Here is a 16,079-nt window from a genome sequence, read left to right as displayed (position 1 = left end):
GAGAGAGTGCCATATGGACAAGATAGCCATTCAAACGATCTATCCGATGACGCCGCTGCAGGAGGGGATGCTGTTCCAGCAGTCGGCAGAAGGTCAGCAGACCGCCTATATCGAGCAGCGTGCGCTCACCTTGAAGGGGGAGGTGCGGGCAGCCGAGCTGGAGCAGGCCATCGACCATCTGGCGGCCAGACATGACAGCCTGCGCACGGTGTTCAGCCAGAAGCCGGGCAAACGCGGCATGCAGGTGGTGCTGAAGGGCAGACGGTGGCGTCTGGCGCAGCATGACTTGACGGCGGGAGAAGAGCCGGAGCGCGAAGAACGGTTGTCTGTCCTGCTGGCTGAGGATCTGGCACACGGCTTTAATCCGGCCAAGGATCAGCTGATCCGGTTTGCCCTCGTCCGGATGGGGGAAGCGGATTACCGGCTCATCATCACCTTTCACCATGCGCTCATGGACGGCTGGTGTCTGGGACCGTTGTTTGGCGAGCTGCTGGAGCTGTATGGCGCGCTGACACGCGGAGAAGAGCCCGTCCTGCCGGAGCCGGTGCCGCTGGAAGGCTATCTGGAGTGGCTGGGCAAACGGGACCGTGAGTCGGCACTCGCGTACTGGTCGGGTACACTGGCAGGCGCAGAGCAGCCTCCCGGCCTGCCGGGGTATGCACCGGCTGGCGAAGGGCAGCCGTACGAGCTGCGGGAGCAGACCTTCACGCTGCCAGCCTCCCTGTCCCGCGAACTGGGTGTTCTCGCCGGCGACCATGGCGCAACCCTCAGTACGCTGATCCAGACCGTTTGGGGGTTGCTGCTGCAGCGCTACCATAATACAGACGACGCCGTGTTCGGCACGGTCGTCTCCGGCCGTCCGCCGGAGGTGCCCGGCATCGAGTCCATGATCGGCCTCTTCATTAACACGGTGCCCTGCCGCGTAGCCTCCAGCGGAGAGGAAACGCTGGGCGGGCTGCTGCGGCGCATGCAGGAGGAAGCGCTGAACGCGCAGCAGCATGCGTTCAGCCCGCTCTATGAGGTACAGGCGCGCACGGGTATCCGAATCGACCATCTGGTCGTGTTCGAGAATTTTCCTATGGAGCAGGAGCTGACGGAGGCGGGGAGCCATGGGGCGGGGTTTGCCGTGACAGGCATGGACTCGCGCGAGCAGACGGGTTATCCATTGACGCTTGCCGTCTATCCCGGCGAAGAGCTGCTCTTCAAGCTGAGCTATAACGGCCATGTTTACCCGGACTACGCCATAGCAGGCATCGAGCGCCACTTGAGGACGCTGCTGGAGCAGGCACCCGCACGGGCTGCTCAGCCCGTCCGCGAGCTGGAGCTGCTAAGCCGTGAGGAACAAGCTGCGCTACTCGGCTTCAACCCGCAGCCGCAATCTTATCCTGATACATCTACAGTACATCGTTTATTTGCCGCGCAGGCGCGCCGTGCGCCGGAGCTTCCGGCGGTGGCAGGGCCGGACGGCCGACTTACATACGGAGAGCTTGCAGCCGAGTCGGATCGGCTCGCCGGGCAGCTGCGGCCGCTGCTGCAAGTGCAGACTGCGGGACTGGAAGAGGCCGAGGTGCCCGATGGCTTCGTGGTCGCGATCCTGTGTCCGCCGAGCTGCCTGCGGGTAGTAAGCGTACTCGGTGCGCTTCAAGCGGGGGCCGCCTTTCTGCCGATCGATCCGGCCTACCCCGATGAGCGGATCCGCTACATGCTGCAGGACAGCGGGGCATCTGTGCTGCTCGGACTGCCGGCAGATGCGGTGCGTCTCGCTGATCTGGGCGGCTCAGCCGCAGCGTTATGGCCTCTGGCGACAGGTACGCTGGCAGCGGTCGTGCTTGCCGATAGTGAGCCGCAAGGAAGCTGGGCCTATGATCCGAGCAGCCGTGAACCGCAGCGGCCAGGGATCGTCGCAGACAGAACGGCGGCAAGCAGACAACCGGAAAGCCTGACGGACGTTGCCGACAATCGCCGACTGGCTTATATCATCTACACGTCAGGCACGACAGGCAACCCCAAAGGGGTGCTGACCGAGCACCGTTCCCTGGTCAACTTTGCTTATTGGCATCAGCGCGACTTTGGACTGGGACCGTCGGATCGGGCGGCCCAGCTGACGGGCTTCGGGTTCGACGTCTCGGTGTGGGAGATGTTCTCCGCGCTGTTGTTCGGGGCGGAGCTTCATCTGGTGCCGGACGAGGTGCGGACAGATGTTCATGCGCTCAATGATTTTTTCCATACCCACGATATTACGGCAGCGTTCCTGCCTGCTCCGCTCTGCGAGCTGTTCCTGGAGCTGGACAATACCAGTCTGCGGCTGCTCACGACCGGCGGCGACAAGCTGCGGGTATACCGCGAGACGCGATACCGGTTCGTCAACAACTACGGTCCGACCGAGTATACGATCGTCACGACGAGCGGCGAATTGACCGAAAATGCGGCCAACTTGCCGATTGGCCGGCCGGTGGACAACACCCGGATCTATATTCTGGACCGCTATAACCGGCTGCAGCCTATTGGCGCGACTGGCGAGCTGTGCATTGCCGGCGACGGGCTGGCTCGCGGCTACCTCAATTTGCCTGAGGAAACTGCGCGGCGCTTCACGGCTGACCCGCTGCACAGCGGCGAGCGCATGTACCGTACGGGCGACTCGGCAGCCTGGCTGCCGGACGGCCGTATCGTATTTCTCGGCCGCCGGGACCAGCAAGTGAAGATTCGCGGCTACCGGATCGAGACCGGCGAGATCGAGTCCGTGCTGTTGCGCCACCCGGCCGTTCACGAAGGAGCGGTCGTGGCTTGGCAGGAAGCAGCTACGCCGCAGCTGGCGGCTTATTATACGACGGATGCGCCAGATGCGGCCAAGCCGGAGGAGGTAAGGGAGTATCTGGCCCGGAGCCTGCCCGACTACATGGTGCCGCTGCATCTGATCCCCTTGCAGCAGCTTCCGCTCACGGCCAATGGCAAGCTGGACCGCGCAGCACTGCCGAAGCCAGTCGTTGCCGGCGGCGAGGCTCAGCCGGAGACGGCAACCGAGCGGCGGCTGGCTGAACTGTGGCAAACGGCGCTGGGCGTACAAAAAGTCGGCATCGACGACGATTTCTTCGCGCTGGGCGGGCACTCGCTGCATGCGATGCAGCTGGCGGCGGAGCTCCGCAAGTCCTATGACGCGGAGATCGGTCCGGCGGCCTTGTTCCGTCTGCCGACGATCCGCACGTTGGCGGCCTGGCTGGACGGGCCAACTCAGCATGAAGGTCATGTGGCGGCCTCCACCGGCTTTGCCGGTACGTCCTCTTCCTTGAAGCCCGCCGGCGAGCGTGCCGTATATCCCGCTTCTTCCGCACAGCGCCGGATGGTTGTCCTGCAGCAGTGGGAGAAGCACGATACCCGCTACAATATGCCGCAGGCACTAGTGCTGGAGGGTGCTCTGGACGCCGGGCGGCTGGAGCAGGCGCTGGCTGCGCTGATCCGGCGGCATGAGCCGCTGCGTACCGTCTTTGACGTGGCGGACGGCGAGATGATGCAGCGGATTCTGACCGATGCATGGGAAGGGCTTGAGCGGTTATCCGATCCAGTGGACAGCGATCCTGCGGGACTGCTGCGGGACTGGGTCCGGCCCTTCGACTTGAGCAGCGGCCCTCTGCTGCGTGCAGCATTGCTGCAGCTAGAGGCAGAGCGCCATCTGCTCCTGCTGGATGTGCATCATGTCGCGACAGACGGTCTGTCCATGGGGCTGCTGCTGGCAGATCTCCAAGCTTTATATGAAGGCGAGAACCTACCGCCTCTCAAGCTGCAATACAAGGACTACGCGGTCTGGCAGCAGGCTTCGCTGCAGGACGGCGAGCTGCGCCGTCAGCTGCGATATTGGGTAGAGCGGCTGAAGGGCGCGGCGCCGCTGCAGCTGCCGCTGGACCGGCGCCGTCCCGTGGTGCAGTCCTTCGCGGGCGATAGCCTGATCCTGCATGTGGATGCAGCTTTGACTTCCCGCCTGCAGGAACTGGCTGCTTCACAAGGATGCACGCTCTATATGGTGCTGCTGGCAGCGTATAAGACACTGCTGTACCGGTACGCCGGACAGTCCGATCTGACGGTCGGCACGCCGGTCTCCGGCCGTACGCATCCGGAGACGGCCGCAATGCAGGGCTTGTTCGTCAACACGCTGGCGCTGCGCAGCTACCCGGAAGGCGAGCGAAGCTTCAGCGACTATCTGGCAGAGATCCGCAGGCTTACGCTGGAGGGGCTGGAGCATCAGGATGTCCCGTTCGAGTCGCTGATCGAGGCTCTCGAGGTGACGCGCGACGCTTCGCGTCACCCGCTCTTTGATACGATGTTTGCGATGCAGAACACCGGACTGCCGGACGGTCGGCTGGGCGGCGTCACGATGCGCGCTTGTGAGCTGCCGGCGGCTGCGGCACGTTTTGACCTGACGCTGTTTGCCGAAGGCGGGGAGCGCCCCGGTGAGCTGCTGCGGCTGGAGCTGGAGTATGCGACAGCCCTCTTTGACCGGGAGACAGCCAGTCGCGTACTGACCCATTATGTTCACTTGCTGAAGGCCGTCGCCGACGATGCGGGGCGGGCGCTGGCGCAGCTGCCCATGCTGGGCGAGGAGGAGCAGCAGGATCTGCTGGCGCAGAGCTGCGGCTGCGCGCTGTCGTTGCCTGAGCCAGCGGAGTTGTATCCGCTGCTGGCTGAGCAAGCGGACCGGACGCCGGATGCGATTGCTCTGGAGGATGCGTCGGGGCGGCGCCTGACGTATGCGGAGCTGCATGAGCAGGCGGATCAATTGGCCGAGCGTCTTCGCTTGGCGGGAATTGGACGGGACGCGCTGGTAGCTCTCATGGCCGGCCGCTCGATCGACACGGTCATTGCTATACTGGCCGTGCTCAAGAGCGGCGCGGCTTACGTACCGCTGGATCCTGCCTATCCGGCTGCCCGCCTGGCCTATATGCTGAGGGACTGCCGTCCGGCTCTGGTGCTGGCTGAGCGCGCCGCCTGGCAAGCGATGGCGGCCGCGGAGCCGTCGGTGTACCCAGGGACGGTATGGGCATGGGATGCAGCGGCGGGCTCCGTGCTGGATTCGGATGAGCTGACAGGTGCTATGCCGGAGGGCGACCGGGCGGCGGCTTCCGCCAATGGGGCGGCCGGACAGACGCCGGATGGCCTTGCTTATGTTCTCTACACCTCGGGCTCCACCGGGCGTCCAAAGGGCGTGATGGTGACGCAGCGCGGACTGGTCAACTACGTCCAGTGGGCGGCGGAAGCGTACAGCGACGGGCGCCCGGCAACGATGCCGCTCTTCACGTCGCTGTCCTTCGATCTGACTTTAACGTCACTATTCGTGCCACTGCTGACGGGCGGCTCGATCCTTGTCTGCGAGGAAGAGGAGGATACGGGCCGGCTGCTGCAGCAGATCGTCGCCAATCCCAAAGTGACGGTCATGAAAGGAACCCCGGCGCATCTCGCGCTGCTGGAGAGGCTGGGCGAGCTGCCCGCCACCTCGCTGCGCCGGATCATCGTCGGCGGGGAGCAGCTATATGCCGCCCCGGTAGAGCGGTTGCTGGCTGCCTGGCCGAGCGAGCTGGAGATCTGCAACGAGTATGGTCCCACCGAGGCCGTTGTGGGCTGTACGCTCTTCCGGGTGCGCAATGGTACACCGCTGGCGGGTGACGATGCCGTGCCGATCGGCGGTCCGATTGCTAATGCAGCGTTGTATGTGCTGGACGAAGCGGGACAGCCCGTGCCGCCGCTCGTGCAAGGCGAGCTGTACATTGGCGGCGCCGGGGTAGCAGCAGGTTATCTGGGCTCGCCAGAGCTGAATGAGGCGCGGTTCGTACGAGATCCTTACCGGCCAGGCCACCGGATGTACCGCACGGGCGATCTCGTCCGACGGCTCCCGTCTGGCGCTCTCTCCTATATCGGCCGTACCGATGATCAGGTCAAGGTGCGCGGCTACCGCATCGAGCTTGGCGAGATCGAGCGGGCGCTGACTGCCCATCCGGATATCCGTGAAGCGGTGGCTGCCCTGAGACCGGCAGAGGGCGAGGAGGGCGGTGCGGAGCATCTGCAGGTGGTGGCCTGGTATACGTCTGCTGCAGAGCAGGAGATTCCGCGAGCGGAATGGCAGGCGCTGGTGGCAGAGCGGCTGCCGGTCTACATGCGGCCGGCCCATCTGATCCGGATGACGGAGATGCCGCTGACAGCCAACGGCAAGCTGGACAAGCGGGCGCTGCCGATGCCGGAGCGCCAGCGCAGCGCGGCTGCCGCGGACGCGCCGCGCACGGCGCTGGAGTCGCAGCTGTCGGCACTGTGGCGTGAGCAGCTGGGCACGGACGCCGGACGTGAGGAGGACTTCTTTGCGCTCGGAGGCCACTCGCTCAGGGCTATGCTGCTGACAGCGCGGATCCGCGAGACGCTGGGCGTGGAGCTGCCGCTCTCCGAGCTGTTCCGTGCGCCGACGATTGCCGCCATGGCGACCTGGATCGAGCAGGCGGAACGAACCGAAGTGGAGCCGCTCCCGACTGCCACGGAGCAGCTGCATTACCCGGTAACACCAGCACAAAAACGGATGTACTTGCTGCACCGCATGGAGGGCGGCGAGCTGGCCTACAATATGCCACAAGCGCTGCGTCTGGATGGACCGCTCGACCACGAGCGGCTGGGCGCTGCGCTGGCTGAGCTGATCGCCCGCCACAGTCTGCTGCGCACCTCATTTGTCATTTCTGAGGGACAGATCGTGCAGCGCATTGCCTCGCAGGCGAACGTCCCTCTGGTCAAGCTGGATTCGCAGACGTCTGATGATGAACAGGAGGCTTTATCGGCTCTGGCGGCTTGGATCCAGCCCTTCGATCTCGCCGAGGCACCGCTGCTCCGGGTCGGACTGCTGCCGTTAGGTGAGACGAAGCATCTGCTCCTGACCGATATGCATCACATCATCGGTGATGCGATTACGGCACAGGTGCTGCTGTCCGAGCTGGCTGCGTTGTACGAAGGGCAGACGCTACCTGCACCTGCAGCCGCGTATGCGGATTATGCCGTATGGCAGACGACGTGGCTCGGCAGCGAGGCTGCAGAACGCGGGCGCGCTTACTGGCGCCGTCAGCTCGGGGGTGAGCTGCCCGTGCTGGAGCTGCCGACGGACCGCCGCCGGCCGGCTGTGCAGACGTTCCATGGCGACCGTCTTTCCTTTGCCGTGAGCGGCGAGCTGACAAACCGTCTGCAGGAGCTGGCGCGCAAGCATGGCGCTACCCTGTTCATGACGCTGCTCGCTGCTTACAAGACGCTGCTCTCCCGTTATTCGGGCCAAGAGGAGCTGACGGTCGGCACGCCAGTGGCGGGACGCACGCATCCGCAAACGACGGAGCTGCCCGGCTTGTTCGTCAACACACTGGTTCTGCGGACCCGGCCGCAGGCCAACCGTCCGTTCGCGCAGTATCTGGAGGAAGTCATGCAGACCGCCATCGAGGCTTACGAGCATCAGGATGTGCCGTTCGAGGAATTGGTGGAGCTGCTGGATATTGCCCGGGATCCCAGCCGCAATCCGCTGTTCGACACGATGTTCCTGATGCAGCAGGAGGAGGTGCGGGCGGGAAGCCTGGGAGAGGCCGAGCTATCGCCTGCCCGGCTGCCATATCGCGTATCGTCCTTTGATCTCACGCTATCGGCAGATGAGACGCCGGAGGGACTGCGCTTCGAACTGGAATACAATACCGATCTCTTCGACGCAGCAACCGTGCAGCGGCTGGCGGAGCACTATAAGCAGCTGCTGCAAGCGGTCACCGATGCACCGGAGACACAGCTCGGGCAACTGCCGATCGTATCGGCGGAAGAGCACCGGCTGCTTACTGCCGAGCTGGCCATGCACCGCCGGCCTGCCGGATCGGAGGCCGACCCGGCCGCCCAGCAGGCATGGCCGGCTGCCGAGCAGTCGACGCTGCCTCAGCTCTTCACGCAGCAAGCCGAGGCCACGCCAGAGCTGATGGCTGTCGTCTGCGGCGAGCGGCGGCTGACGTACCGCGAGCTGCTGGCGGCAAGCCGCCGGATCGCCGCCTGGCTGCGGGAGCATGGCGCAGGGGCAGATACGTTAATCGGACTCTATACGGAACGCTCGCTGGAGACGGTCACTGGTATCATGGGCATTCTAATGGCAGGCGCTGCCTACGTGCCGATCGATCCGGCCTATCCGGCGGAGCGGGTCAGGTATGTGCTCGGAGACAGCGGTGTCCGCATCGTGCTTACACAGGCCAAGCTCGCGGCTGCGCTCACCGAACCCAATGTCGGATATGCGGGCATGCTGCTGCCGCTGGATAGCGAAGAGCTGCAATGGCAGAGCGGCTCCGGCGAGGCGGCAATCCCGGCTGTCCAAGTGCCGGACGCCCAGCCTTCCAGCCTGGCTTATGTTATCTATACATCCGGATCGACCGGGCTGCCCAAGGGCGTGCTCATCGAGCAGCATAGCGTGGTCAACCTGGTGCGCCATAGCTGGCTGAATCTCTACGACGGCCGCACAGGGCTGCAGATAGGAATGGTCGCGTCCCATATCTTCGACGCGTCGGTCCAGCAGTTGTTCGTTGCCCTGCTCACGGGCAGCACGCTGCATGTGCTTACCGAAGAAGTCAAAGGCAATCCGGTGTTGTGGACCGACTATCTGGCCCGTCACGGCATCCAGGCGATCGACGGCACCCCGTCGTACTTGAACGTGATGCTGCAGGCCGGGGGTCCGCGCAGCCGCGAGCTGCAGCTGGATTATATGCTGATCGGCGGCGAGGCGCTGACACCGGCCGTGATTGCTTCCATCCGGCAGTCCTCGGCAGGCGCAGCCTTCCGGATCAGCAACACCTATGGCCCAACGGAGACTTGTGTGGATGCGGCATATTACCATGTCGGGGAAGAGAACCGGCACGTATGGGGCGGGCTGCCGACGATTCCGCTCGGCTACCCGTCAGGCGGAGCCAGGCTGTATATACTCAATGCGCAGAATCAACCGGTGCCGATCGGCGTAGCAGGTGAGCTGTGCATCGCCGGCAAAGGGGTGGCGCGCGGTTATCTGAACCGGGCGGAGCTGACGGCGGAGCGGTTCGTCGCCGATCCGTTCGTGCCGGGCGCGCGGATGTACCGCAGCGGCGATCTGGCCCGCTGGCTTCCGGACGGCACGACCCAGTATCTGGGCCGTCTGGACGACCAGATCAAGCTCAATGGCTACCGGATAGAGCTGGGCGAGATCGAGAGCGCCATCCGCTCGCATCCAGACATTGCAGATAGCGTCGTGATCGTGCATCGCACCTCCGTCGGCGACCGTCAGCTAGCGGCTTATTACACCGGCGAGCCGCAGCCGGCCGGTACGCTGCGCAGCTGGCTGCTGGGGCAGCTGCCCGCTTATATGGCGCCGCAGGTTTATATGCACCTGGAACGGCTGCCGCTTGCCCCCAGCGGCAAGGTCGACCGCCGGGCGTTGCCGGAGCTGCAGGATACGAGCGGCGCCGGTACGCCGCAAGAGAGCGCGGCGCTGTCCGGTCTGGAGCGGCGAGTCGCCCGGCTGTGGGAGGAGGAGCTGGGCGTGAGCGTGACGGGGCGGTCTGCACATTTCTTTGCATTGGGCGGACACTCGCTCAAAGCCCTGCTGCTGAGCGGCAGGATCAGCCGCGAGCTGGGCGTGGAGGTGTCGATGCAAAAGCTGTTTGAGCATCCGACGCTGGGCGCTTTTGCCGACTGGCTGGACGGGTTTCCGGCAGCAGCTGCCAGCGCCTCCAAACCGCTACTGACTCCTGCAGAGGTACGAGAGATGTACCCGGCGACCTCTGCGCAACAGCGGATGTTCGTGCTGCACCGCATCGGAGGCGGCGACCGAAGCTACAATATGCCGCAAGCGTTCATCCTGACCGGGGAACTGGATCGTTCCAAGCTTGCATCGGCGCTGGATGGACTAACCAAGCGACATGCGATTCTGCGGACCACGTTTCATCTGGCAGAAGATGAGATAATCCAGCGGATTGCGGACGCCGCTACGGTGGAGCTGGAGGAGCTTGAGCTGGCGCCTTACCCGCTGCATGGTGTCCATGAGGCCGAGGCCGGAGCTGCCGGTGAGCTGCCTGAGGAAGAGGCGTTTGAAGGGCTGGCCGAGCTGATCGATGCCTGGGTACGCCCGTTCGCGCTGGACCGAGTGCCGCTCATGCGGAGCGGGCTGCTGCAGCTGGATGACCGGCGGCATTTGCTGCTCATGGACATGCACCATATCATTTCTGACGGGGTGACGATGGCGGTGCTGCTGGATGAGCTGGCTGCCCTCTATCGTGGCGAGGAGCTGCCGCCTGTAGAGCTGCAGTACAGGGATTATGCCCTGTGGCAGCAGGAGTGGCTGCAATCTGAAGATTACCGTACGCAGGAGCGGTATTGGCTGGAGACGCTGAGCGGCGAGCTGCCGGAGCTGGAGCTGCCTGCCGACGTGCCGCGTCCGGAGGTGCAGAACCCCGAAGGGGGGCTGGTGTCGTTCCGTACGGATGAGCAGACTGCTGACGGATTGCGGCGGCTTGCTGCCGGGACAGGAGCTACCCTCTATATGGTGCTGCTTGCCGCCTACAAAACGCTGCTTTACCGTTACTCCGGCAACCGCGACCTTATCGTCGGCACGCCGGTATCCGGACGCACCTTGCCGGAGGCAGCAGCGATGCCAGGCTTATTCGTCAATACCTTGGCGCTCCGGTCCCGGCCGGATGGCGACCGGACGTTCATCGAATATATCGGGCAGGTGAGGGAGACGGTACTGGCGGCGCTGCGTCATCAGGATTATCCGTTCGAAGAGCTGGTGGACAAGCTGCAGCCGGTACGGGATACGGGCCGTCATCCGATCTTTGATACCATGTTCGCTATGGAGGACGCATCGTTCTCGGGCAGCAAGGTCACTGCAGCGCGGGAGCTGGGCGGTCTGACGCTGGACGGGTATCCCCTGCCCTTCGCCGCTGCCCAGTTCGATCTGACGGTGACGGCGAGTGAATCGGATGACGGTCTGACGTTCGAGCTGGTGTACAACCGCAGTCTGTTCCGTGAATCAACTGCCCGCCGCCTGGCTGATCAGCTGGCGCACTTGCTGGCCCAGGCAGCGGCAATGCCGGAGCAATCGCTGGATGCCATCGAGATCTCTCCGGCCGCCGAGCGCGAGCGGCTGCTTACGACCTTCCAGGGGGATTCGGTGCCGCTCACCGGGAAGCAGCTCCTGCATGAGCGGTTCGAAGCGCAAGCCCGTCTCTATCCGGAGCGGATCGCTGTCACGGACGGCTCGACCGAGCTGACTTACGCGGAGCTGGATGGCCTGGCAGAGGCGACAGCCGCCCGGCTTCGGCAAGTGGGGATAGGTCCGGAGATGACGGTCGGCCTGTTGGCCCGCCGTTCGGTCTCGATGGTGGTCGGCCTGCTGGCCATCTGGAAAGCCGGCGGTGCCTATGTGCCGGTATCTCCAGCTTACCCGGCAGACTATCTCGGGCATATTCTCCACGATAGCGGTGTTTGTGCCGTCGTGGCGGAGCAAGGGCTGGAGCTGATGCCGAGACAGGCTTCGCCAGCTTTTGCAGGTCCGTTAATCGTATTCGGGGATAGCAGTGAGAGCGCCTTACAGGGGGATTCGGATGAAGCAGCCGAGCGTTCAAAGGACGAGACAGGACCGTCAGTCGACCAGGCCGCTGGACATCGTCTGGCCTACGTGCTTTACACCTCCGGTACGACGGGGCAGCCCAAAGGCGTCGAGGTGGAGCACCGCAGCGCGGTCAATCTTGTGGAACATCTCCACAGCAGTTTATACAACCGTGCATCGGGTCTCTGTTTCGCGCTGAGCGCCTCGCATGTATTTGACGCCTCGCTGCAGCAGCTGCTTACAGCACTTTTGACAGGCGGCACCTTATATGTTATTCCTGAATCACTGCATAAGGATCCCGTCAAGCTGCTCGAAGCGCTTGAAAACAACGGGATCGATAGTCTCGACGGGACACCGTCCTATCTTAACGTGCTCTTGGAAGCGGCCGGAGACAGACGCTTCCCGGGATTGCGTCAGCTGCTGGTAGGCGGTGAACCGTTGACGGGTGAACTGGCCGTCCGTTTGCAGGCTGCTTTTCCCGAGGCTACCATCGTCAATGCCTACGGGCCAACCGAATGTACGGTTGATGCGGTCATGAACATCCTGGAGCCGGGAGCAGTAATCCATGCCGCACTGTCCGTGGCGATCGGTCGTCCGATTGCCAATACCGAGGTGTATGTGTTGGATGACGGGTTGCGGTTATGTCCGCAAGGAGCGGCAGGCGAACTATGCATTGGCGGTATCGGGTTGGCAAGAGGGTACCGCAACTTGCCGGAGCTGACGGCTCAGCGCTTCGTGCGCCATCCGCTTGCCAGCGGCGGCACACTCTACCGCACAGGTGACCGGGTGCGCTGGCAGGCAGACGGCACGCTGGTCTATCTGGAACGGCTGGACGAGCAGATCAAGATTCGCGGACACCGCGTGGAGCCTGCGGGCATCGCCAGCCGTCTTCGCGAGCTTGACGGGGTTGGCGATGCAGCCGTCATTGCACTATCGGGCACCGACGGGGTGCCGGGGCTGCACGCCTACTATACTGCCGAACATTTAATCGATGAGTCATTTCTCCGTGGCAGCCTGGAGCGGACGCTGCCAGAGCATATGCTGCCGCTGACGTTTACCCGGCTCGCCGTCCTGCCGCTTACGACGAGCGGCAAGCTGGACAAGCGGGCGCTGCCGCAGCCGCAGCAGCTCTCCCGCACGAGCAGCGGCGGATCTGCGCTTGCGACCGAGACGGAGCGCCGGCTGGCAGCGGTCTGGCGCGAGTTGCTTCCTGACGTCCGGGCGGTCGGCAGGCAGGATCATTTCTTTGCCCTGGGGGGCCATTCGCTGAAGGCGATGCTGCTCAGCGGCAAGATTCGCCGTGTATTCGGGGTCGAGGTCGCGCTGGCCGAATGGTTCAACCATCCTACACTGGAGGCGCAGAGCCGCCTGATCGACGGGGCGGAGCGTGTCGAGGAGACGGCGCTGGAGCGGGCGGGCGAAGCGCCGAGTTATCCTGCCTCTGCCGCACAGCGGCGGATGTATGTGCTGCATCAGATGGACAAGGATGGCATCAGCTACAGCATGCCGCAAGTGTATGAGCTGACAGGTGTACTGGATGAGCGGCGGTTGACAGTGGCGCTGCAGGCGCTGGTTGACCGTTATGAGGTGTTGCGGACCTCCTTCCACATGGAAGGGGAGGAGGTCGTGCAGCAGGTGCATGACCGCGTTCAACTGGCATTGGAAACGCTGGGTGCTCCGGCGGGCTGGGACGAGCTGATGAAGGGCGGCGGCGTCTCGCAAGCGGCTGCAGCAGCCGAGTGGATGGCCGCACAAGACGCTCCGCTCAGGGGCGGTGTCCTTGTGGCCGACCGGACGGAACAGGCTGTAGAGCTGGCGAGGTATATGCGGAGCTGGAGCGAGCCGTTCCTGCTGGAGCGCGCACCGCTGCTGCGTGCAGGTCTGATGGAGCTGGCGCCTGATCGTCACCTGCTGATGCTGGATATGCACCACATCATCTCCGACGGGGTTACGGTGCAGCTGCTGTTCGCCGACCTGGCAGCCCTCTACGCCCAGGTGGAACTGCCAGCGGTACAATGGCACTACAAGGATTATGCGATGTGGCAGCGCGGATGGCTCGGTGAAGACGAGATCGCCAAGCAGGAAAGATACTGGCTGCAGCAGCTCTCGGGTGAGCTGACGCCTACCCGGCTGCAGACGGACCGTCCGCGCCTGCCGATGTTGTCGGCCGCGGGTGACAGCCTGTCCTTCCGGCTGGATCCTGCATTGGCCCGGCAATTGAAACGATTGGCATTGGCCAATGAGAGTAGTCTGTATATGGTGCTGCTGGCCGCCTACCAGATGCTGCTGCACCTGTATACCGGTCAGGAGGATCTGACTGTCGGCACCCCGGTTGCCGGCCGGACGCATCCGTTGACCGGCGATATGCCGGGCTTGTTCGTCAACACGCTGGTGATCCGGGGACGGCCGCGCAGCGGCCAGCCTTTTACAAGGCTGCTGCAGCAGACGAAACGGACGGCGCTAGACGCTTTTACCCACCAGGACTATCCGTTCGAGGAGTTGGTGGAGCGTCTCCGCGTCCGCCGGGATCCGAGCCGCAATCCGCTGTTCGATACGATGTTCGCGATGCAGCATGCGGAGCGTACAAACGCCTCAACAGATGTGTTGCAGATGAGGGAGGCGCCGCTTGCCCAAGACACCTCGTTATTCGATCTGACCTTGATGATGATGGAAGAAGAGGACGGCGGCTTGCTCGGCTCTGTCGAGTACAGCACTGCGTTGTTTGACGCCGGGACAGCGGCTGCCCTGGCCCGTGATTATGTCACCCTGCTGCGGGAGGCGGTAGCGGCGCCTCAGCAGACGCTGGCGGAACTGGCGGCCGCAGCGGGCATCCTGATGAGACAGCCGGCTGCCCAGGAGCCGGAAGTTGCCGAAGCCTCGGACGCGATAACAGACACGGCCCGGGAAGACGGCGAGTGGACACCGACCGAGCGGCTGCTGGCCAAGGTATGGGCAGACGTACTGGAGCGTGAACCGGTATCGCGAGGCGATGATTTCTTCGCCATCGGCGGCCATTCGCTTAAGGCGCTTGTCCTGACGGGACGTCTCCAGCAGCGCTATGGACTGACGCTCGCGCTGGCGGATGTGTTCCAGATGCCGAGGCTGCATACCATGGCGGCATGGCTTGACCGTACCCAGCCAGGGGCGGCTGCTCATGCGTCCAAGCTGTATGCATCCGGGGTAACGCTCGAGGGCAGCAGTCCCGTGGCGGACGCCTCCGCAGACGATGAGGGGCTGATCCTGCTGCGGACCGGAACAGCCGAAGGCCGGCAGGTATTCATCGTCCACGATATTACGGGAGAGGTCGACGGGTACAGCCACTTCATCCGTCATCTGCAGGGACCGGACCGGTATTGGGGCATCCGCTCGGCAGCCTCAGGCTCCGAAGCAGACGAGCAACAGGATGTGCCGTCCATTGCGGCAGACTATGTGAGGCTGATCCGGAGCAAGCAGCCGCACGGGCCCTACCGGATCGCAGGCTGGAGTCTGGGCGGCACCTTCGGCTATGAGGTGGCCAGACAGCTGGAGGCTGCCGGGGAGCAGGTCGCTTGGCTGGCGATGTTCGACACCATGTCCCCGGACCAATCGCTTGCAGCTGCATCGGCTGCTGCGGGCGGGTCGCTGACGGATTACATTGCCAGTGAGCTGGCAGTGCTGCAGGAGGATGAGCAGTGGAGCCGTTACGATACGGAAGCGATGATGGCACTCGCCTTAGCAGAGGCGGATTACCGCCCGCAGGGCAAGCTGCAAGCCCGGATCCTGCTGTGTCTGGCGTCGGAAGAAGCCGATGGCGGGGAGCCTCTGGACACCGCACTGTGGGAACCGTATGGGGCAAAGCCGCTCGCGTTCTGTTCATTTGCAGGCAGCCACTACACGATTTTCCATCCGGAGCACAGCGAGGTTAACGCCTTGCGATTTGCTGCTAAACTAGAAGATTTGGAGTAACATGATAAGCATATGGCGGTTCCAGGTGATGGCCTGGGCCGCCATAGCTCCTTATGGTAGTATTTCCACAGGTAAGTTATGAAAAAGCAGCCCTCCCGGCTCCCCGGTAGGTTAATAAGATTAAAAGTGCATCTGGTTTCCCGACTTTGGCTCGAATCCCGGAACCTAGCTGCAAAAGTACATTTATTACAAGTGAATTATCCGTATTATTCCAGTTTTGAGCTAGTTAGTTGTACTTTTGCACTTAGCTAAAGTGAATATCCGGTTTTCGGCGCTTTTAGATGCACTTTTCAGGCTGTTGAAAAATGGCCGGAGAGGCACGGAATCGAATCTGGAGAAGCGCAGCGTTCGCCTTTGTCCCCGGATTTCACCCCTAAAAGGGTTAAAAATAAAAGAAATCTGGGGACAACAGCGATCGGAAGATCGATCCGTGACTGTAGGCTTTCTTTTTTCAACAGCCTGACTTTTGCGCTTATCTGAGAGGTTTGCCCGCGACTTACGACGATTGTTCTTTTTCACTGGACGCTTC

At 63.3% G+C, this 16,079-nt stretch carries 1 protein-coding gene; it reads left to right on the top strand.

Annotation, left to right across the window (positions count from 1 at the left end; genetic code table 11):
- Positions 1-13: 13 nt before the first annotated feature.
- Positions 14-15,550 (top strand): non-ribosomal peptide synthetase, encoded by a 15,537-nt coding sequence (locus tag ABC336_RS06335; protein WP_413237867.1) that lies wholly within the window; start codon positions 14-16, stop codon positions 15,548-15,550.
- Positions 15,551-16,079: the final 529 nt, after the last annotated feature.

It is taken from the genome of Paenibacillus jepli, assembly GCF_047238105.1.
Taxonomy (GTDB): Bacteria; Bacillota; Bacilli; order Paenibacillales; family Paenibacillaceae; genus Paenibacillus_D.
This window is presented reverse-complemented; position numbering and strand designations above follow the sequence as displayed.

What these genes read in the sequence shown, in the direction of transcription:
- ABC336_RS06335 (WP_413237867.1), top strand. Translation starts at nt 14, where the DNA reads ATGGACAAGATAGCCATTCAAACGATCTATCCGATGACGCCGCTGCAG.